The 21,122-nt window shown below is 41.0% G+C and carries 16 protein-coding genes; 9 read left to right on the top strand and 7 right to left on the bottom strand.

Annotated elements, in window-relative coordinates; translation table 11 throughout:
* Window positions 1-7: 7 nt before the first annotated feature.
* From G7B18_RS12565 to G7B18_RS12575, 3 genes are all read right to left on the bottom strand, one after another.
* The gene (locus tag G7B18_RS12565) at window positions 8-3,925 is read right to left on the bottom strand and encodes a SusC/RagA family TonB-linked outer membrane protein (RefSeq protein WP_164122833.1); all 3,918 of its coding nucleotides are present in this window, start codon (window positions 3,923-3,925) and stop codon (window positions 8-10) included.
* A 253-nt stretch (window positions 3,926-4,178) separates the two neighbouring features.
* Complete coding sequence (locus G7B18_RS12570) at window positions 4,179-5,465, bottom strand: FecR family protein (RefSeq protein WP_164122835.1); 1,287 nt, start codon at window positions 5,463-5,465, stop codon at window positions 4,179-4,181.
* 163 nt (window positions 5,466-5,628) lie between these two features.
* Complete coding sequence (locus G7B18_RS12575) at window positions 5,629-6,228, bottom strand: RNA polymerase sigma-70 factor (protein ID WP_164122837.1); 600 nt, start codon at window positions 6,226-6,228, stop codon at window positions 5,629-5,631.
* Window positions 6,229-6,781: 553 nt separating this feature from the next.
* Here G7B18_RS12575 and G7B18_RS12580 point away from each other — a divergent pair.
* Window positions 6,782-7,132: a DUF6799 domain-containing protein gene (locus tag G7B18_RS12580; protein ID WP_164112168.1), complete on the top strand. Its 351-nt coding sequence runs from the start codon at window positions 6,782-6,784 to the stop codon at window positions 7,130-7,132.
* Between the two features lie 44 nt (window positions 7,133-7,176).
* On the opposite strand, the gene G7B18_RS12585 is transcribed toward G7B18_RS12580, so the two are convergent.
* The 4 genes from G7B18_RS12585 to G7B18_RS12600 are packed head-to-tail and all read right to left on the bottom strand — an operon-like array spanning window position 7,177 to window position 11,218.
* Window positions 7,177-8,445, bottom strand: a complete 1,269-nt coding sequence (locus G7B18_RS12585) for a TolC family protein (RefSeq protein ID WP_164122839.1) — start codon at window positions 8,443-8,445, stop codon at window positions 7,177-7,179.
* A gap of 1 nt (window position 8,446) precedes the next feature.
* Window positions 8,447-9,580, bottom strand: coding sequence for an ABC transporter permease (locus G7B18_RS12590; protein ID WP_164112166.1), 1,134 nt, complete (start codon window positions 9,578-9,580; stop codon window positions 8,447-8,449).
* The gene (locus tag G7B18_RS12595) at window positions 9,580-10,536 is read right to left on the bottom strand and encodes an HlyD family secretion protein (RefSeq protein ID WP_164122841.1); all 957 of its coding nucleotides are present in this window, start codon (window positions 10,534-10,536) and stop codon (window positions 9,580-9,582) included. Before G7B18_RS12595 ends, G7B18_RS12590 begins: the two co-directional genes overlap by 1 nt.
* Window positions 10,517-11,218: an ABC transporter ATP-binding protein gene (locus tag G7B18_RS12600; protein WP_164112164.1), complete on the bottom strand. Its 702-nt coding sequence runs from the start codon at window positions 11,216-11,218 to the stop codon at window positions 10,517-10,519. The genes G7B18_RS12595 and G7B18_RS12600 overlap by 20 nt, the downstream gene beginning before the upstream one ends.
* A 374-nt stretch (window positions 11,219-11,592) precedes the next feature.
* Here G7B18_RS12600 and G7B18_RS12605 point away from each other — a divergent pair, with 374 nt between their 5' ends.
* From G7B18_RS12605 to G7B18_RS12640, 8 genes are all read left to right on the top strand, one after another.
* Window positions 11,593-11,841, top strand: a complete 249-nt coding sequence (locus G7B18_RS12605) for a hypothetical protein (protein ID WP_164112163.1) — start codon at window positions 11,593-11,595, stop codon at window positions 11,839-11,841.
* 368 nt (window positions 11,842-12,209) lie between these two features.
* The gene (locus G7B18_RS12610) at window positions 12,210-12,572 is read left to right on the top strand and encodes a hypothetical protein (protein WP_164126475.1); all 363 of its coding nucleotides are present in this window, start codon (window positions 12,210-12,212) and stop codon (window positions 12,570-12,572) included.
* Window positions 12,573-12,750: 178 nt separating this feature from the next.
* Window positions 12,751-17,082, top strand: a complete 4,332-nt coding sequence (locus G7B18_RS12615) for a CusA/CzcA family heavy metal efflux RND transporter (RefSeq protein WP_164122845.1) — start codon at window positions 12,751-12,753, stop codon at window positions 17,080-17,082.
* 2 nt (window positions 17,083-17,084) lie between these two features.
* Window positions 17,085-18,251, top strand: a complete 1,167-nt coding sequence (locus tag G7B18_RS12620; protein WP_164122847.1) for an efflux RND transporter periplasmic adaptor subunit — start codon at window positions 17,085-17,087, stop codon at window positions 18,249-18,251.
* Window positions 18,252-18,293: 42 nt separating this feature from the next.
* Entirely contained in the window at window positions 18,294-18,737 is a 444-nt protein-coding gene (locus G7B18_RS12625; protein ID WP_164112159.1) for a thioredoxin family protein, read from the top strand.
* Between the two features lie 2 nt (window positions 18,738-18,739).
* On the top strand, window positions 18,740-19,666 hold the full coding sequence (locus G7B18_RS12630) for an FAD:protein FMN transferase (protein ID WP_164112158.1): 927 nt from the start codon (window positions 18,740-18,742) through the stop codon (window positions 19,664-19,666).
* On the top strand, window positions 19,663-19,893 hold the full coding sequence (locus G7B18_RS12635) for a DUF4266 domain-containing protein (RefSeq protein ID WP_164112157.1): 231 nt from the start codon (window positions 19,663-19,665) through the stop codon (window positions 19,891-19,893). Before G7B18_RS12630 ends, G7B18_RS12635 begins: the two co-directional genes overlap by 4 nt.
* 16 nt (window positions 19,894-19,909) lie before the next feature.
* Window positions 19,910-21,115: a DUF3570 domain-containing protein gene (locus G7B18_RS12640; protein WP_164122849.1), complete on the top strand. Its 1,206-nt coding sequence runs from the start codon at window positions 19,910-19,912 to the stop codon at window positions 21,113-21,115.
* The last annotated feature ends 7 nt before the right edge of the window (window positions 21,116-21,122 follow it).

Here is a 21,122-nt window from a genome sequence, read left to right on the forward strand (position 1 = left end):
TTCTAGTTTACATTTCTAAACTGATACTCATTACATAGTTTTTAGGTCGTGATAAACCAATTGTTCCATTCGTACTTACTGCCTCTGGATCGACACCTAGATCATTACGAACCCATAAAAAGGGATTTTCCACCTGTCCGGAAATAGTTATCCCTTTTACAAACAGGCCTTTTAAAAGGTTACGCGGAACTCGATAGCCAAGTTGTATCTCTGTAATACGTATATGATCCGCTGTCAACACCGTATTGCTCGCATTTTGGATAGAAAGTATACGATCGCTGTCATACATTGCCATAGCCGGCACATCGGTGATATTTTCATCACCTGGTTTTCGCCAACGATCTTTAATAACATTACTCCTGTCTAAACTCGCAGTCATCTGTGGTATATATCTTCTCATCACATGCCCCCAATTAAACACAGAACGAACAGACACAAAAAGACCTTTATAGTCTAAATTAGTTGATAATCCTCCTGAATAAGGTGCTCGCTTTCGACCGCTATAGATAACCGATGTTCCGTCTGGCAAACTAATAACATCCCCTTGACCATTAAAAAACTGTGGATTCCCCAAAGTGTCTAAACCAGCCCAGTTATAACTCCATAAGTTGTCCGTCGTATAACCGGTTCGTAAAGCACTCAAATAGTTCGCCCTTAGAGAAAATGACTGTTCGGGAATTTCTAATACTCGATTTTCATTATAAGCTGCATTTAATATAACCCGCCATTGTATTTCCGGTTTACGAATAAAATTTGCGGAAAATGAAAACGCTATACCTCTATTTGTGATTCTACTGTAATTTACCTTAGAAGATAGCCCCGAAGAAGGGTCTGCTGGAATACTGCCTTGCGCCAACCCAGAGGTGTTATTGTCATACAATCTTCCTGAAAAAGTATATCGATTGCTTAAGATTCCTAAATTTACTACAACTTCCTTATTCAACTTGCTAGGGGGCAATAAACCCGATGTACTCTCAATAGGTGTGCTTGTCCCCCCTCCTCCAGTCACAGAATTTGACTCCATCATGATCTGCATTCCAGCAAAAGGATTTATGTTCTGAACTGTCAATCCAACGTTCAATTGACTAATTAGAGATGAGTTAAAATACTTTGAACTAGCAATATCGTATTTAAGCCTTCCATTCCATGCATTATTCCCTTTGGAATTTTTATCATACTTCCAATTTATTAAAAGAGAATTTTTAAAAAATCCGGCATCTATACCTGCAGTTATTGAATTATTCGATTGCCCACTTTGTTCGGCATAGTTAAAACTGTTGATAATTATAGCTGAATTTCCCCAACTTGTCTGATCAAAACGATTTGCAGAAATTGAACTGCGAGGTAAGTCTGGAACAGACATTGAACTTATGGATGAATGAAGCTTAAGTTTATTCATAAATTTAATATTATCCACAAAAAACTGTTCATTACCCAAATTCCATGCAACTCCACCCCGCTTACTCACCGTGCCCGAGTATACTGGAATACGTCCAAAGTTAGGTTGATAATTAGAAAGATATTGGAGATTAAACTCATACCTATTATTGAAACTATATCGGAAATCACCGTTAAAATTAATGTTACGTGTAATATTATCCGTTACCGCTGCTGGCCTATTTAACTTGGCAAAATCCAGTTGATCTCCTTGAAAATTTGTCAAAAGGTCATTTTCGGCTTCTAAGAATGGATACCCTGCCTCCAGCTGATCATTATATCCATACAGCGTTTTAAAAGGATTATTTTTCCTGCTATTACTAGCCAGTCCAAAATTAATACTTGAGGTAATCTGATGAGATTGATTGATTGTTTGACTAAAAGATAATCCAGAATTTAACCGATATTCAAAACCCGAAGTATTTGTTTTCCTAAGCATATCGCCGACAGGCACATAATATATTACTTCTGATGGCTTATCATTATTTGTCGTCGTATTAGGCACAATGACCCCATAGTCATTAAATAATAGCCTTGCCTCACTAGAATTTGCACCTACAATACTATTATTGGTACCTGTAGAGCGAGAGATCCGGAAAGAATTAACCCAATTCAATCCCTTGAAAATTGAATAATTGATTTTGAGGTCTGAATTCAGGGTATTACGACTAGTTTTGGTATAATTGGATAAAGCATCTTCGTATAAGTTAACCCCACTATTAAAATATCCAGCGGCCATCATTCTGTCATTTAGCTGAGCATCTACCTGATAGTATGCATAATTTCCCCGTTCATCGAACAGCATCTGATAAGGGTCATAATCAACATACTGACTTCCAGTGATACGTCCATTTGTATTGTTCAAGTTCACCAACAAGGAGGCAGTCAATTTTCCATTTAGTAATCTTAAGTTGTTATGCATTCCCAAACCATAGCCTTCGTCATGTGAACCAATACTTCGGGATATATTTTTACGATATAAACCGTTAAATGCGTACTGATATATCTTGCTCCCTCCTGATAATTGAAGAGAATGATTTTGATTAAAAATATTTTGTTCCAGTGACCGCAATTGATCTCTGTTATTCAATAAGCTTAAAGAATCCCATTTTACTTGAAATTGTTCTTGACTTAAGGTGCCTTTACCTAATTCAAAAAGGAAAGTTTCAGCAGGACTCAAAGTCCCTGGATTAACGGCCGAAGCATTCTTCGGGTAATATGCTACTAACTTACGATCAAAAGCCTCCTTATAGTAATCCAATACATCTACCGAACTTGCCAGTTGCATCGCTTCCAAACTATTGTCAGAAGGACGAGAAAAATAAATATTTGAACGATAATTAATCCTGACTTTACCAGGTTCTCCTCTTTTAGTTGTGATGAAAATAATACCTCCCGAAGCCTTGGGGCCCCATTTCAAGCACTCTTCGGGATCAGTAACGATCTCTATAGACTCTACATTATTCATTGGAAAATCACTAGGAAAACCTTCTTGTGGAAAACCATCAATTACGACCAACATACCCGAGGTTTCTGCTCCAAAGCTACTAGCACCTAACATTTGAGGAATTAATCCAGCGTTACTGTTTGTCTGCATCAATTGCTTAGTCGAGGCGTTACTAAACCAGTTATAACCACGAAGAAAATCTTCATATGTGGGAAACCTTTGGAGATTTTCGGCACCATTGTTAGAATTACTTATAGCACCCTCGTATAATTGCTTAATTGTCAAACCTTTACTTCCTGTAATAATTTCACCTGGGGTAGAAGTAACCAATGGCTGCATAGTTAACCCTGGTACCCCCCCCTCTAATATCTGTCCTAAGTTTTGGTGTAATTTATCTTTCAAATCCAATTGGGTTCCTGCCGACCTTCTCGCCCTAACCTCGGCCTGCTCAATTTGATTATTTTTACGCTCAAGCACTATTTTTCCGATGTTAGCTTTTGCTTTTATTTCTCGAGGTACATAGCCAACACAGGATATGACCAAAATCTGTCCCTCGCTTACATTTCGAAATAGAAAGCTTCCATCGTCTTTGGTTAATATAAAGCTCCGTGTCCCCTTCAGTCTTACGGTCACTCCTTTTATGGACTTGTTATTTGCATCGATAACGATGCCTTTGATATCTATCGCTATATTTTCCGACAACTCTCCATCTTCTTCTGATTTGTTCGAACTTATAATCGAATGTATAGGCTTATCTTTAACAAAAACAGTTTTGTTTTGAATCTCTAATAAAATTGGTTGGTCATTGCAGATAAGCTTTAATGCTTCAGCTAATGAAGCGTTTTTAATGTCAATATCAACCAGATGTGTATTCTTTAACGCGTCTGCTGAATAAATAAAACCATAACCGGTTTGCTTTCCAATTTCTAAAAACAGTGACTCTAATGTCGTTTTTTTCTTTGAAATATTGATTTTTTGTGCAAATGTCTCCGCACTCACATACATAAGTGAACACAATAGGATAACGGTAGTCAACCTCATAATGAGCCATAGTTTTTTTATATACGAATTTGGGACACCCCGTCTTTGTGTATAAAGAATATTCATAAATTAGTATTGCAACAGAAATAAACAGACTGCCAGTGCATTTGAATTACCAGCAATTTCCTTATTTTTGTTAGGTCTTGAAATGTATGATGTGCCGACCATTTGCCGTGAGAAAGCACATCAAAGTTAATTAGTTAGCTTTTTGATAGACTTAGCCATCTCTTTTTAGGGGTGGCTTTTTTCTTTCTTACTTCATCACGATGACCCTCCTTCCCTCGACTTTAAATTTGACCGCACTAGCTTTTTCAATTACAGATAGTGTTTCATCTAGTCCCCCGTCTTTAGACGTAAAACCACTGATCCGTTTTGTCGGTCTCTCCCCTTGATATTCTATCTCGACGTCGTAACGTCGTTTTATCTGATCTAGCACCTGCTCCACGCTTTCGTTATCAAAATGTAAGATACCATCCCGCCATGATACGGCGGTAGCTACTTCTACTTCTTTCACTGTTATACGCCCACAAAGCAATGTCGCTTGCTGTCCAGGTCTTATTTCAACAGGATTTTCCGGTGTCCCTTTTCCTTCTTCAATAACCTTTAAGCGTACTGATCCCTCTAGTAATGTAGTCTGCGTACTATTATAGCTAGGATAGGCTTTAATATTAAAATGTGTTCCCAATACGACAGTCTCTTGTCCCTTCGTTTCAACGATAAATTGCTTGCGACCTTTTGCCTGTCCATCTTTGGTAAGGGCTAAAGGTGCGACTTCAAAATAGGCTTCTCCTTCCAACATTACCCGCCTTTCATACCCTTTGAACGAACTTGGATACGTCAGCGTTGATTCTGAATTTAGCCAGACTTTGGTTCCGTCAGCGAGCAACACTTGATACTTTGCACCTCGGGGAATCGACAACACAAGCTTCCTTTCTGTCCCCTGTGAAGACATTGCAATAGCTGTTCCATCACTATAAGTGATCATTCCAGAATCAATTGCTAAACCTTCGTGATCACGACTCAATTCAACCACACTTCCATCTTCTAGAGTTAGTAACGGTACGCCCGAATTTAAATCCGATACAGATTTTACCGGAGTAGAATTAACCAACAAATTATCGACACTAGGTATGCTGTGTTTACTTATAAAATAGAATCCTAACCCAATAAAAAGAACGCACAGTATTGCTGCCAAACGCATTTGCGGTAATTGTAACCAAGCTTGGAATTTATACCTAATCGCCATTAACACCGTTACATCTTCTTTTTTATTTTCTTCTGTGTTTACGACATTGGCCTCTAATATTAACTTTTCTTTAAACTTTTGATGTGCAACAAGTGTATCTACCGACTTAAACGCTTCTCTATACGATTGAAAAAACTCAGGATTGGTTAATTCTTCAAAAACCCGTCTGTTACTTGGGGATTCATTTAACCAAGCATCAAGTGATTGAGATTGCTCTTCGCTTAAACTTTCACATAAGTAGCCGACAATCAACTCGCTTACAAAATATGCTTGTTTAATATCTTTTCTTTCCATTTTTAACATTTAGGTCTAGCCCGATACAAGTTCATTTACGGTTGCAGATCGGGGCTTTTACTCTAAAAACAACTATGATCGGACTTTTGTCCAAACCAAAATCACTTTTTTTTTAAAAATTTGGTGCTATAGGATGATAGATTCGAAATAATAATATGGAGACTTATAAATTTACGGCTTGATTTGCAATAAGGATGATAAGCAAAAGGTCAAAGTCGTTTTTCGATAAGCTCTTTTTTAACAAGCTAAGCCCTCTCGCTTTTTGACTATTTACGGTGCTGATGTTTAGATTTAACTTCTCGGCGATTTCTTTAGGCTTCAGGTCTTCCTCAAACAACATTCTAATAATTTTGCCGCATTGATCTGGTAGTTTATCTATGGCGCATGAAAGGTTTGACCAGACTTCGGAGCGAATAATCTGGTTCAGAACGGGCTGTTCGTCACCCTCACTTAATTTGACATAGTACTCTTCATATTTTTCTCTATTCTGGCTTTTCTTTATATAATTTAAACAACCATTTTTTGTCGATATATATAGGAATGCTTTTAAAGATGCGACAGTTTGGAAACTATGTTTGCCCTGCCACAGCTTTACAAATACATCTTGAACTATTTCATCAGAAGCAGCTTCATCGTTCATCAGTCTTTTGGCAAAAAGAAACAATAATGGATAAAATTTATAAAAAAAATAATCTAAAGCACTCTCACTTCCAGCATTCAACGCTAAAAGTAACAACCGTTCTTGATGATCATTGGGTTTCATAATTGTATTCACCGTACAAAACCTGGGGTAAAAAAACACGACTTAAAACCCAAAGTTTGTGGAGGGTCAAATATAAACATTAAAATAATAGATTTCCTACAGCAGGAATGATGATTTTTCGATTAAAAATGAAACGTACCCTGCACTCGAGATCCTGCCTCCCCTCCCAATAAGCTTATATTAAAGTCTCATAGCAATAACCAACTGGCTTTTTGGAACTATCTTAAGCTCGAAAGTACGGTTTCGATCACGGTGAATTTCTCATTTAAACTATAAAAACTAAGGTTTCTCCTTAATAGAAAGATTACTTTATCCTTCCTCTTTGACTCTATAAGGCTGAATTTCGAGCTCTCTGGTCTTGGAATCGCTTTTACTGAATCGATAAGACGTATTAGGAAGACAAAACAAATGGCCGGACTGCCCCGTGACCTATGCCACGGCAAGTACTAACAGATGCTAGAAAAAAGCGTTCTATTATGAAAACTTTATGGTTCACGGCTTGTTATTACAGTCCTAAGGAATTCATCCTTAGGGTTTAATAGTGTTTTAAAACATGAAAAAGTTAGTTTTATCAGTAGCATTGATTTCCTGGATCGGATTTAGTGCTTCGGCTCAAGAACAAAAAAAGGAACACAACAAGGAGAAACACCACATGCAAAAGGAACACAGTATGCAACATTGGTGCTGGAAAGATGGAAAAATAATGGAGATGAAAGATGGTAAATCGATGCAATTGACCAAAGAAACCAAAGTTGGCGATGTTTGGATACGCCCCAACGGGGAGGTGGTGATGAAAGATAAGAAAGTCGTGCAGCTGAAAGCGGACCAGTATCTCGACCATACCGGTGCAATCCATCAGATGATGAAACCAAAAGAAATGAAAATGCCCCCTTCTAAGAAGTAGAAAAAAAAACGACCTATTGGTAAGCATGATGGAGTAACGGCAACTTACTCCATCATTAATTTGATAAGCTCAAAAGATTGCTGCCATACTGCGCGCTGCGCTTGGTGTACTTGAATAATCGATTGATTCAGGTCGGATAATAAGGCACGGCCTTCGTTGTACAACGCCTGTTGGGACTGCTTAGATGATTGCGTCAGGTCTACGATGACATTTAAGCGATCGAGCTTTTGTTTAGCTGCATTAATTTTGGCCTGTTTTTGCTGTAATCGAATATGATCAACTTTTTGCTCCTGCTGAATATTTAGCCCTGTGGCATTTGCTTGCCACAAAATCTTGTTTAATGTGGGTTTGGCCGTAAAAAAAGAAGATAAAGGGATCCGCATCGTCAGATTCACGTAGCTGTTGCCATACCACTCTGAGCCTCTATCCAAACGAAACTCATTGCTGAAATACTGTTCGCCAAAGTATGCATTTATTTTTAATGCGGGGTATAGTTGCCTCTTTATCGCTTTCTGTTGTAATGTATAATCTTTTAAATCAACCTGCAAGGTGGATAGGTTGTAATTTTGGCTTTGATAAGCCTCAAGAAGTGCTATCATATCGGCTATGCTGGAGCTCAGATAAGGGATGCTGTCTAGGTCAATGTATTTCCTGAGTTCAAGATCGGCGTCGAGCAAGACAGCCCATGCTTCGCCCAGTTGTATGCGTTTACGTTCGAACTCCTGTTGTGCACCCCGGTAATTGATGTCGGTTTCCCGCCCTTCCTCGTAACGTATTTTGGAAATCTTGAGTATATTATCGTACTGAATAGAATCCTGTTGGGCAACGATATACTGTTTGGTCGCTAATACAACAGCGGCATAGGCCAAGGTAGCTTTCTCCTTCCATTCTTGCTTGTAAGCTTCTATATTTAAGTTTGCCTTTTGTATGGCGAGATCTTTCTGTTGATATTCAAGGTTTTGCTTAGGATCAAATATAACCCATTCCAACTGTACTCCGGCTTTGGAAGACCATTTTGTTGCAAATTTTAGAGGGACGACTGCGCCGTCCTTTGCGGATGGATCAAAGGCTATTGCCGGCACAGGTGTAGTGGGAATAATAAGGTTACGCTGCAAGTTGGCATCTATATAAAATACTGGAATCCGATTGGTCTTCAGTTCGTTCAACTCCTCTTGCTTTACTTTTTTCTGTAGGTTGCGCTGCTGCACAACTAAGTCCTTATCCGATTGGTTCCAAAGATCTTGGATCGTTAAACTTTGACCAAAAGTTAAGAATGGCGCCAGTAATAAATATAGGTGTAATAGTCGAGTCATGTTAAAATACTGAAGCAGGTTCAAGTTTGGAAATTTTACGCACCGCAAATAGAGAGCCACCGATAGAGATGAATAAAGTAACAGCTAATAAAAATAGGCAGAAGGTAATGGACAAATCTATGATTAACCCTGCATTTTTAACGCCCAGCTTAAATCCAAATAGAAATAGCATAGCGATAGCGTATCCGAAGAGTGCATAAAGAAATGCTTGCATAATGATTAACTTGTTAACGTAGCTGCTTGTTGCTCCAATGGCTTTTAATGTGCCGTAATCTTTGAGACGGTCCAATGCGGAGGAGTACAATGTGAGCCCTATAATAAAAAATCCGCTTACGATGGCAAAGATCACAAGGGTACCAAAACTCATGCCCATGTTGGATGTGATCAAAATCTCTTTTACGGTGGACTTCTGGAGTGCACGTGCATCCCAGGCTCTCAAGTGCGGAAACAATCTGTGTATAGCGGATATAGCCTGCTCCTTGTCAGTGGTGGGCTTTAGATCAACGATTATCACACTCACCTCGTAGGGCGATACGTTGCCAAGTGTCCGGACATTTTCTAGACTGGTATACATCAGACTGGCGCCAAATGCCTGGGCATTTTTTGTCAATAGTCCAATACGAGCGGCCTTTCCGTTGATTTCTACGGCTTTGTCAAGAGACAGTTGGGTATCCCAGCTTTTTGCACTATAAATCTCTGCCGAAAGTGTATTCGGATTTGTCAACGAACTGAGGTTGCCTTCGACTATTTTTTCGGGAACGGGTCCCATGATAAACTGAGTTGCGTCGGCGCCTACCAAGGTAACGGTAGCAGTCTTGCCGTCTAAGAAGGAAACACGAGCGGAAGCGAGTACAACCGGGTAAGCGGCTTTGACATCAGGAAGACTGCCGATCTGGTATACCAACCTTTGGTCTATGCTATTTACGATATTAATATTCTTACTCTGTCCTTCGATGATCCAAAGCTGATTGTCTTTTACAGGAGCGTTGCCGATAAGGTTGCCCATTAACCCCATTAAAAAAATCAGTAAACTAAGCTGTTGACCAATCAAGAAAATGCTGATCACAATAGCTGTAATCACACCAATGCTTTTGGCTTTGTCAAATTTGATGAATTTGAAGGCTATTCTTAACATTACTTAATCTTTATTATGCAGTCTACCTTGCTGTTGATAACCAGATTGTTGGGTCCGGTAATCTCTATTTTAACCTGACGTACCCTGCGGTCCACGGCTTCGTTAGCCGTTTCGTACAATATGGACTTGTTGGATAGTATCGGACTGATGTAAAATATTTTACCGCTAGAAACTTTATCTAATCTACCTACAGGGAATATTTCTACGTGTTGTCCGACTCGAATATCATTAGCGAACAACTCATCGACTTCGGCTTGTATTATCGGATTTTCGATTTGAATAATGGTACCTAATTTTTCGGTACTGCTGATACTTTGCCCGATACGTGCCGGAAAATCACTGATGGTGCCCGAAACGGCGGCTTTGATTTGCAGATCATGTAAGCGCCTATCTGCCTTTTCAATTTTTATGCGTTGTTCTTTTTCTTGGGCGCGATGGACTTCTAACTGTTGATAAAGGCCCTGCAGATTGGACCTTTGTTGTTGCCAATTGGATAAGTCACCTTCTAGATTCTCTCGTGTTTCCGCGTTTTGGGAAAACAGTCTTTTGGAAGTCTGGTATTTTCCCTCCAGTTCACGAAGCTTGATCTCCGCATTCTTTATGTTTTCAAGAGTCACTTTTTCGTTAGATTGTAGTTGCTGTAACTGTGCTCTGGTTTGCTCGAGCTCGAGATCCGTATTATCGTACTTCAAAGTGATCAGTGTTTGACCTGCATGCACGGAGTCGCCCTCTTGAACAAATATTTCTTTAATAATTCCTGCGGATGGACTTGATATCAGTACATCTCCTTGAACTGAGGTGACCTTTCCAATAGCTCTGGTCTCGGTAACTTCATTGAGTATGGTTTGCGCTCGTTTATCATCCTGTGATTCTTTTTTTGATGAACTACAGGACTGTAAAATGGAAAATCCCAGGTATAAGCATACCAGGGCAGAGTTATTTATAATCTTCTTCATTTTTAAGTGTATTAGATACCACCCCTTCTTCGACGTATACAACTCTGTCGGCAAATTTCCGTAACCGCAGATCATGGGTCACAATGACTACTGCTTTGCCAGCAGTGGCTAATTCCTGTAGTTTACGCATAATGACTTCGGCACTTTTGGCGTCTAGTGATGCCGTGGGCTCGTCGCAAAGGATCATAGAAGGGTTTGTTACCAACGCTCTCGTTATGGCTACTCGTTGTTTCTGGCCTCCGCTAAGTTTCTTAGGTAGGTTCTCTAAACGATCTCCGAGACCGATGTTTACCAATGCTTCTTTGGCCTTTTGTCTAACTACAGGTAGTGCCAATCCTTGTAAGAGTAAGGGTTGCATAACATTCTCCAAGGCGGTAAGTGGCTCTATCAAATTGAAGTGTTGAAACACAAATCCTATTTCTTGAAGCCTGATTTTGGCAAGTTCTCTTTCTTTAAAGTTTGTAATATTTTGATTTTTGTAATACACCTCGCCCTCAGTAGGATAAATAACACAACCTAATATTGAAAGTAAGGTGGTTTTTCCACTTCCGGAAGGGCCCATTATTAGGGTCAAGCTGTTGGTCTCAAACCGAATATCGGTAGAAGCCAGAGCCGTAATCTTTGTATCACCTGTCTTGTATATTTTATTAACGTTCCGTAGTTCAACAATAACCTCTTTCATACGATGATATTTATTCGTGTATTTATTAACTTCTCCACAGAACTCATGAATGCTTTGCTTTTATTTCATGATTTCTCTGCTACTGTCTCAATAGGTATGTGCGGTTTTATGCCAAATGGGTATTTCATATGCTGCTTTAGAATGAACAACAAACCATACGATCTTATGTTTCGAACCTGTACATGTAATTTGTCTTACCCAATAATGACTGTAATGCATTAAAATTTATAAATATAATGAAAAGTGTATTGAATAATAAAAACGAATTGGAATAGCATCGGATTTGTAGATGTCAGATATAGAAGTTAATCGGAATCGGGATAAAATCGGTTAACAAGTTGCCCATTAAGGGTATTTTTTGTACATTAGGCTATATGGGATTAGAAAACATTACAAAGCAAAGGCTTTTGGATGCTCAGAACCATGGGTATACTGCAATTATTACAAAACAAGACTCCAACCCCTTGGATCCTATTTGGATCTTTGAAAAAGTAAAGGAAGCTGAGTTAAAACACCTTTCAAAGAAGCTCAATGCCACATATCAGCTTGGCTACTCAATTTCGGAAGCGCTAAAAACTATTGATGACTATGCGTTTATAGGTAAGGTTAGTCTACCAGACTAGTCGGGTTAAAAATCAAGGTTAAAACTTTTTTAGAAAATATAAACGGCTGCTTCTGATCTTTATATGAAGTAGCCGTTTTTGTTACAAAACTATAAATGGCTGTGTATTTGGACTTGGACTTGACAAGCACAATTGCTAACGGCTCTAATACGGTATTCTTTTTACGTTTCATAACACTGTGCCGAGATATAATTTGAAAGGTATAGGATGTTAATATACGGCTTTTTATGACTCCATTGTGGTCCCTATATCTCTTTGGCTCAGAAAGTAGTTATTAAGTTTATTTTTAACAATTTCAAATTACACATTCAATTAAACATAATTAAATTTCTCACTATATTTACATAGTGAGAAAAATGGTAACCATATTGTTTTTATCAGTATATCTGACCACTTTCACTCCTTTCAAGGAGGTGTGGAAGCTCCCTATACTGATCGAGCATTTTATGGAGCACCGCGCAGAAGATCCCTCGATTTCAATTTCGGCTTTTTTGGATATGCACTACATGCAGGGCAATCCGCGTGATGCCGATTATGAGCGGGACATGCAATTGCCTTTTAAGGTGATTTCGCATGCTGCAGTAATCTCCGTTGCGATCCCCCCTTCGTATATTTTTTTCCAAGCTGCTCCTCCTTTATATAATCAAGAGGAGAAACCTATTCTATACGACGTAGCAGCTTATTCTTTCAATTTTCACCGTTCAATCTGGCAACCCCCAAAAAGCTGTTAATATTTCCTTTTTGCAGGACATATCGATTTCGTCTTGAACTAACGGCATTACTGTACTATACGCTAGCGTAATCTTATTTAAGGGTACCCGGATGTTTCTTATGGTTCCGTAGTTAATTTCTTACACTGATGTCCTGCTGTGCGTAAAGTTTTATTGTTAACGAGTTTCAGAAAAATTTATGTTGAACAGAATAATTGAGTTTTCCGTGAGGAATAAGCTCGTGGTAGGGTTAATGGTACTAGCCCTGATCGTCGTAGGGGTTTATCAAACTACCCGACTACCGATCGACGCTGTCCCTGATATCACGAATAATCAGGTTCAGGTCATCACTATCGCCCCTTCATTTGGAGCCACAGATATTGAAAGACTGGTGACTTTTCCTATTGAGCAGGCGACCAGTAATATCTCCGGTCTTAAGGAGATCCGTAGCTTTTCACGTTTCGGACTTTCGCTGGTAACTATTGTATTTGATGATGGTATAGATATATATTGGGCAAGACAACAAGTAGCGGAGCGACTGCAACAGGTACAGGGAGAAATTCCAAAAGGAATAGGTACCCCGGTATTGGGCCCTATCTCAACGGGACTAGGCGAAATATATCAATATGTGGTACGTCCGGAAAAAGGCTTTGAAAAAAAATATGACATCACCGAATTGCGTACCATTCAGGACTGGATCGTACGACGCCAACTGTTGGGCGTGAAGGGCGTCGCTGAAGTAAGCAGTTTCGGCGGCAAATTGAAACAATATGAAATAGCGGTAAATGCCGATAAACTGCATGCGCAGAGCATCAGCATCAAAGATGTCTTTAACTCCCTGGAGGCCAACAATCAGAACACTGGAGGTGCTTATATCGAGAAAGGCCCTACAGTTCTGTACATCCGAAGTGAAGGGCTCATCGGCACTATCGAAGATATCCAGAACATTGCCATCATCAACAAGCCGGACCAACCTCCCCTTTTTCTGCGCGATGTCGCGGATGTGAAAATGGGATTTGCCACCCGATATGGCGCAGTCTGCTACAATGATGAAGGTGAAGTAGCTGGTGCTGTAGTCATGATGCTAAAAGGTGAAAACAGCAGTCAGGTTATAAAAAATGTAAAAGAGCGTATCGCGCAGATACAGAAAACCTTGCCAGAGGGGGTGGTAATCGAGCCGTTCCTCGACCGCACGAAGATGGTAAACAATGCGATCGGAACCGTAGAGAAAAACCTTTTGGAGGGTGCACTTATTGTCGTATTTGTCCTGGTCATATTTCTGGGCAATATACGGGCAGGTCTGTTAGTGGCTTCGGTTATTCCGCTAGCTATGCTGTTCGCTATTTGTATGATGAACTTATTCGGGGTAAGCGGCAATCTGATGAGTCTGGGGGCACTGGATTTTGGGCTGATCATAGACGGTGCAGTAATTATTGTAGAAGCTGTGATGCACCAAATGATGCATAATAGACAGTTCAGACAACTCAACGGCATCTCTAAGGAACAAATGAATGGAACTGTCACGACTGCGGCTGGCAAAATGATGAATAGCGCAGTTTTCGGACAGATCATCATCCTGATCGTGTATCTACCTATTCTGTCTCTCCAAGGTATAGAGGGCAAGATGTTCAAGCCCATGGCACAAACCGTTGCTTTCGCTCTACTAGGCGCCTTTTTATTGTCACTTACCTATATTCCGATGATGAGTGCGTGGATATTGAACAGAAAAGGTAGCACAAAAAGGAATTATTCGGACCAGATGATGGCGGTCCTGGAAGCCGTTTATCAAAAAACGTTGATACGCGCATTGCGGTGGCCAAAACTTATCCTATCATCGGTTGTAGTACTTTTCGTTATAGCAATTTTTACGCTTTCTCGTCTTGGTGGTGAATTTATCCCGTCTCTGGAAGAAGGGGATTTTGCAGTCGATACTCGTGTGCTTACCGGAAGTAACCTGAACACAACCATCGAACATACACAGAAAGCAGCACACCTTTTGAAAACAAGATTTCCAGAGGTCATCAAGGTGGTTACCAAAATCGGTAGTGGCGAAGTACCTACCGATCCTATGCCTATGGAGGCCAGCGATATGATGGTCATTCTTAAAGACAAAAAGGAATGGATATCCGCAAAGACATTTCCCGAACTAGCGGAAAAAATGAGTTTGGCTTTGCAAGAGATTCCCGGTATTACTGCAGGTTTTCAATACCCCGTACAAATGCGGTTTAATGAACTGATGACGGGCGCCAGACAGGATGTGGTCTTGAAAATATATGGCGAAAACCTTGATACTCTGGCGAAGACAGCAACACTGGTAGGGAAAGTGGTAAATACGGTGCAGGGAGCAGAAAACCTCTACATTGAACCCACTACAGGTATGCCGCAGGTGGTCATAACGTATAATAGGCCGCTTATCGCTCAATATCACTTGTCTATTGCCGATATAAACAATATCGTGAACACTGCATTTGCGGGACAAAGTAGCGGAGTGGTGTATGAAGGGGAAAAGCGCTTTGACCTTGTGGTCCGTCTGGATGCAGAGAACCGCGACCGCTTGGAAGATATAAAGCGCTTGCTAATAGCCACTCCTAAGGGAACCCAGTTACCGCTATCGCAGCTAGCTGACGTGCAGATCAAAGATGGTCCGAACCAGATACAGCGTGAGAATGCACAACGGCGCACTATCGTCGGATTTAATGTAAAGGGACGGGATGTACAGGGTATTGTGGAAGAACTGCAGCAAAAAATAAATACCCAGATAGCGCTTCCAGCAGGTTATTACATTACCTATGGAGGCTCTTTTGAGAACCTGAACCAGGCTAAGGCACGATTGATGATCGCCGTACCTTTAGCATTGGCCCTGATATTTATACTGCTTTTCTTTGCTTTCGGATCGGTCAAGGAAAGCCTCCTGATTTATACGGCCATCCCCTTGTCTATTATCGGTGGCGTACTGCTATTGGCTGCCCGTGGTATGCCTTTTAGTATCAGCGCAGGTGTCGGCTTTATTGCGCTATTCGGCGTGGCAGTATTGAATGGAATTGTACTCATTTCGGAGTTCAAGCGGCTTAAAAGTACGGGGGCAAATAATATTTGCAGCATCGTAGTTCATGGAACCAGGGTTCGGCTGCGCCCCATCCTGATGACAGCAAGTGTCGCATCATTGGGCTTTTTGCCGATGGCGTTGAGCAATGGAGCAGGGGCTGAAGTACAACGTCCATTGGCGACCGTTGTAATCGGTGGATTATTGATAGCGACGCTGCTTACGCTGTTTGTCCTGCCTTTGTTATATATACTTTTTGAAAAAGGCTTTAAAGTAAAAAAAAGACCGCTCGCTGTAGTATTTGTCGGCTTGCTATTTATCATGACGGCACAGGCCCAGGTGCCGATCACATTGGATGAGGCTATCCATATTGCTGTAGCGAATAATCATCAGATAAAAAATGAAAAAACGGTATCTGAATATAACAAGGCGTTGGTAAAATCGGGCACAGCAATACCACTGACAGCCGTTGCTGCTGATTTTGGTCAGATAAACAGTGTTTATAATGATATGCGCTTCGGTCTTTCGCAAAGCTTTGCTTTTCCGTCTGTTTACAAGAGCCAGAACAGGGTGCTGACAGAAGAATACAGACAGAGTCTGTTGCAGGTGTCACTTAAGTTATATGAGCTGAAAAAAGCGGTCTCGCAGACTTTCTATTCTATCCTTTATTGGAAAAAGAAAGCTGCATTATTGATCGAAGCAGACAGTCTGTACAGTGGATTCTACGAAAAGACAAAACTACGTTTACAGAAGGGCGAGAGCAATGTACTGGAAAAGGCAATGGCGGAAAGTCAAAAAGCAGCCATAGCAATGCAGTTGCAACAGGTGCATCAGGAACTTCATGTGATGGGTGTCCGTTTCAGATTTTTATTGAATACAGACAAGCACTTTCAACCGGTAGAAGTCATGGCTACTCCTGTCCTCTTTACGGATTCCATAACGGAAAATCCATCACTGCAGGTATTGAAACAACAGGAGGTGATTGCGCGTGCCCAGACCAAAGCGGAAAAGTCAAAACTTCTGCCAGATCTCATGCTGGGATATAGTAATAACAGTTTTTATGGTGTCGGTCCCGATGATAAATATTATGACCGATCTAAAAGGTTCCATTCTGTGCAGGTGGGAATAAATATTCCTGTCTTTGCGCAGGCGCAAAAAGCGCGCATAAAGGCTTCGCGTGTTGCGGAAAATATTGCAAAAGGTCGTTTAGAAGCCGAAAATGCTGCACTAAATAGCAGGAATGAAGAACTGTGGATCACGTATAGAACCAACCTCGATATTGTTAAACAGTACGAACAGGCAGAGCTGAAAAATGCAGATGCAATCGTAGCCACGGCGCAACAGCAGTTCCTGGCCGGTGAAGTGAATTACCTGGATTGGGTGGTACTCATGAACCAGGCCATAGCCATAAGGAGCAACTATGCTGATGCAGTACATATGCTCAGCCAATGTATTATATCTATCAATTACCTCACTTCAAATCTATAATTATGTTTTTATCAGCACTAAATATTAAAACACTAACCACGATAAGGCAGCTATTGCTGCTAAGTGTTCTGGTATTTTCCCAATGCAAAAATAAAACTGCAGATACAGAGAAAACCACTACCGCAGATGAAAATAATGTGGTAATTCTTACCGATGCACAGTTAAAAAATGCGCCGATAACCACCACCATGCTATCCGACAGGAAGATCGCTTCTCAATTAAAGCTGAACGGCAAGGTTGACATACCGCCGCAAAGTTTGATTTCGGTAAGCGTGCCGCTGGGCGGCTATCTAAAAAACACAAAGTTGCTACCGGGAATGCAGGTAAAAAAAGGCGAAGTAATTGCCGAACTGGAAGACCCGCAATATATTCGACTGCAACAGGATTATCTTCAGGCAAAATCAAAACTACACTTTGCCCGGTTGGATTATGACCGTCAGAAGGAACTGAACCTGAACAGGGCTGCGAGTGATAAAGTGATGCAGGAGGCTCAGGCCGAAATGAGCGATCAGCAGATAAAGCTCGATGCATTGGCTCAGCAGCTGCATCTCGTTAATATCGACCCCGATAGGCTGACAACGGGTTCCATAGCCAAGGGGATCTATATATACAGTGCGATCACGGGTTTCGTAAGCAAGGTAAACGTTAATAAGGGAAGGTATGTATCTCCTTCGGAAGTATTGTTTGAACTGATCGACCCTAACGCTATATACCTGAGCTTGAAGGTATATGAAAAAGATATTACTTTTTTGATGAACGGACTACAGGTGACAGCCTTCACGAATAACGATCCTGATAAAAAAGTGCCAGCAGAAATCAGTCTGATCGGCAAGGATATCGGGACGGATGGTACAACTGAAGTACGCTGCCGCTTTGGTCAGGATGTAAAAGGATTGTTGCCCGGCATGTACATGAATGCAATCATAGAACTTGAGTCCCTCTTCTCGCAGGCTTTGCCCGAAGAAAGTATTGTGGATTTTGAAGGTCAAAGTTATGTATTTGCGCAAACTGGAAGACAACAATATACCCTATTGCCGGTAACTACGGGTACACAGGAAAACGGTTATATACAGATACTGAACAGTAGTGAGCTGGCAGGTAAAGCTATCGTGGTAAAGAATGCCTATACCTTATTGATGAAATTGAAAAATGCAGCAGATGAGGAATAACTGCTGTGATAAATAAAATGAGGACTTAAAGAATTAAAACATATGAAAACTATTTTTGTAGCTACTGTTTTGGCGATATTGTCAAACCTGGCCTACTCACAGACACGCTTTGAAAAGGCAAAAAAAGAAGCTGCTGAAAAAAGGGAATTGATCGTTCTCAATTTTTCAGGCTCTGACTGGTGCATACCCTGCATTAAATTCCATAAGAATATTATTGAAACGGACGTATTCCAAAAATTGATCTCGGGAAATACGGCTATTTATCTCAATGTTGATTTCCCCCGGAGTAAGAAAAACCAACCCCTAGAGGCCATTAAAAAGGAAAATGCCGAACTGGCAGACCTTTATAACCCTAAAGGTATATTTCCGTATACGCTCGTGTTGGATGCCGATGGCAAAATCATAAAGACCTGGGAAGGCCTGCCGGCTGAAAATGCGGAAGCCTTCGCCAGTCAGATACAGCGTTTGTACAATAAAGGACAATGACGATGTTAACGGAATTTCGCAGATCGCAAAAGCTGATGGGCAATAGCTTTGAGATCACCGTTGTCGATACAAGTGAAAAGTGTGCATCTGAACATATTGATGCCACGATTGCCGAAATCCAGCGGATCGAACAATTGCTGTCCACGTATAAGGAGGACAGCCAAACCAGTATGATAAATCGTGATGCCGGCTTACGGCCTGTCGTCGTGGATGCGGAGGTATACAACCTTATTGATCGTAGCCTACGTATCAGCCAGATTACAGATGGTTATTTTGATATTTCTTATGGGGGGATAGACAAACGACTATGGAACTTTGACAAAGAAATGAATGCGCTTCCTGATCCCGCGGTTATCAAAGAAAACCTAAAACTCGTCAATTACAGAAACATCGTGTTGGATCCGAAAAAAAAGACCGTATTTCTGAAGGAAAAAGGAATGCGTATTGGCTTTGGAGGAATCGGAAAAGGCTATGCTGCCGAAATGGGGAAAAGACTATTGCAACAACGTGGAGTACGATCTGGTGTTGTGAATGCTTCAGGCGACCTTACTGTATGGGGGTGCCAGGCAGATGGCAAACCATGGACGATCGGTATCGCTAATCCAGACTGTGCAAATCTGCCTTTTTCGTACCTCAGCATGAGCGATATGGCGATTGCCACTTCGGGCAATTATGAAAAGTATGTCCTGATCGGTGGAAAACGCTATTCGCACACGATCGACCCCAAAACCGGGGTGCCGGTATCCGGCATCAAAAGTGTCACCATTATTTGCCCGAATGCGGAAATTGCTGATGCAATGACTACTCCGGTAGCCATTATGGGCATTGATGCAGCGATGGATCTTATTAACCAGATCGCTCAGGTAGAATGTATCATCATTGATGATAATAACAGCATATATACATCAAAAAAAATTAATTTGAAATGAAAACTGCAGTAGATAGAATATGGGGAATAGTACTTGCTTTTGCAGCAATTTTCTTTGTTTCCTCTTGTACATCGGTAAAGGAATACCAGAAGAATAAACTGAACGACGGGGAAATGGTGCTACACAATAGAACGATTGAAAAAACGGAACTAAATTTCCAGTCTTACCGCGAAGGAGCTTCGGGAGCAAATGCCGGAAAATCGGGTGGTGGCTGTGGCTGTAATTAACTAAACCGGAAACGTAATGAAAAGGATATTTTTAACAGCAGCGGGCATTGTCACTCTGCTGCACACATACGCACAGACAGCTCCTACTGATACAAGCCATGTATCCAGGAAATTAAAGGTTGATGAGATCAATCTGGTATCCAGTTACTACCAACAGAACGGCAACAACTCTGCTGTAACGGGTGGTATCGGTTCGGAAAGATTGATGGATATCTCTAATGTTATTGACATTACACTCGTTAAATACGATAAGAAAAATAGAAAAAATAGATTTATGGTAGATATAGGGGTCGACCACTATACTTCTGCCTCTTCAGACAGGATCGACCTGAAGGCTAATTCTTCGGCTTCTTATGCTGATACTCGATTTTATCCGTCTATCGGTTGGACACGCGAAAATGAAAAAAAAGGCAGCACCTTGATGGGGGGGCTCTCCTATTCCGGCGAATTTGATTATCAGTCCATAGGGGCCAATGTGGGCCTGGCGCAAAAAACGGCCAACAGGATGGGAGAATTTACAGCAAAGTTTCAGACGTACATCGATCGAGTTTTATTGATCGCACCGATCGAACTGCGGCCGAATTATATACCTGGGGATACGGAAAGCGAGCACGATCGGTATGGCAGTAGTGGAAGAAATACGTTTGCGCTTTCATTGGCGTACTCGCAGATCATCAATCACAACTTTCAGATGGAATTGCTAGCAGATCTGGTTCAGCAGAATGGCTATCTGAGCCTTCCCTTTCACCGGGTATACTTCACGGACGGAACTGTACATCAGGAAGCCCTGCCGGACAAACGTTTTAAAATCCCTTTGGGAATTCGCGCTAACTATTTTCTAGGGGATAAATTTATTTTACGGAGCTACTACCGCTACTATACGGATGATTGGGGGATAAAATCGCATACCATTAGCCTCGAAACGCCTATCAAACTATCCCCATTTGTCTCGGTAAGCCCTTTCTACCGCTTTTACCGGCAGACGGCAGCAAAATATTTTGCTCCTTACCAGCAGCATACCGCTTCGAATGTATTTTATACCAATAATTATGATCTCTCGGAATTCAAGAGTGATTTTTTTGGTGCAGGTATCCGATACAACTTGCAAAACGGGCTTTTTGGGGTTAGGCGGATAAGTATGCTAGAGCTGCGATATGGTCATTATACAAAATCGGTCGGTATGGTATCCGATATTTTCTCCATAAATATTAACTTTAAATAAATCTTTG

It is taken from the genome of Sphingobacterium sp. xlx-130 (assembly GCF_011007405.1).
GTDB classification, from domain to species: domain Bacteria; phylum Bacteroidota; class Bacteroidia; order Sphingobacteriales; family Sphingobacteriaceae; genus Sphingobacterium; species Sphingobacterium luzhongxinii.

Bases quoted from the DNA above. Each gene is read 5' to 3' on its own strand.
- G7B18_RS12615 (WP_164122845.1), top strand. From the start codon at position 12,751: ATGTTGAACAGAATAATTGAGTTTTCCGTGAGGAATAAGCTCGTGGTA.
- G7B18_RS12570 (WP_164122835.1), bottom strand. From the start codon at position 5,465: ATGGAAAGAAAAGATATTAAACAAGCATATTTTGTAAGCGAGTTGATT.
- G7B18_RS12595 (WP_164122841.1), bottom strand. From the start codon at position 10,536: ATGAAGAAGATTATAAATAACTCTGCCCTGGTATGCTTATACCTGGGA.
- G7B18_RS12600 (WP_164112164.1), bottom strand. From the start codon at position 11,218: ATGAAAGAGGTTATTGTTGAACTACGGAACGTTAATAAAATATACAAG.
- G7B18_RS12575 (WP_164122837.1), bottom strand. From the start codon at position 6,228: ATGAAACCCAATGATCATCAAGAACGGTTGTTACTTTTAGCGTTGAAT.
- G7B18_RS12630 (WP_164112158.1), top strand. From the start codon at position 18,740: ATGTTAACGGAATTTCGCAGATCGCAAAAGCTGATGGGCAATAGCTTT.
- G7B18_RS12635 (WP_164112157.1), top strand. From the start codon at position 19,663: ATGAAAACTGCAGTAGATAGAATATGGGGAATAGTACTTGCTTTTGCA.
- G7B18_RS12640 (WP_164122849.1), top strand. From the start codon at position 19,910: ATGAAAAGGATATTTTTAACAGCAGCGGGCATTGTCACTCTGCTGCAC.
- G7B18_RS12580 (WP_164112168.1), top strand. From the start codon at position 6,782: ATGAAAAAGTTAGTTTTATCAGTAGCATTGATTTCCTGGATCGGATTT.
- G7B18_RS12605 (WP_164112163.1), top strand. From the start codon at position 11,593: ATGGGATTAGAAAACATTACAAAGCAAAGGCTTTTGGATGCTCAGAAC.
- G7B18_RS12565 (WP_164122833.1), bottom strand. From the start codon at position 3,925: ATGAGGTTGACTACCGTTATCCTATTGTGTTCACTTATGTATGTGAGT.
- G7B18_RS12620 (WP_164122847.1), top strand. From the start codon at position 17,085: ATGTTTTTATCAGCACTAAATATTAAAACACTAACCACGATAAGGCAG.
- G7B18_RS12625 (WP_164112159.1), top strand. From the start codon at position 18,294: ATGAAAACTATTTTTGTAGCTACTGTTTTGGCGATATTGTCAAACCTG.
- G7B18_RS12585 (WP_164122839.1), bottom strand. From the start codon at position 8,445: ATGACTCGACTATTACACCTATATTTATTACTGGCGCCATTCTTAACT.
- G7B18_RS12590 (WP_164112166.1), bottom strand. From the start codon at position 9,580: ATGTTAAGAATAGCCTTCAAATTCATCAAATTTGACAAAGCCAAAAGC.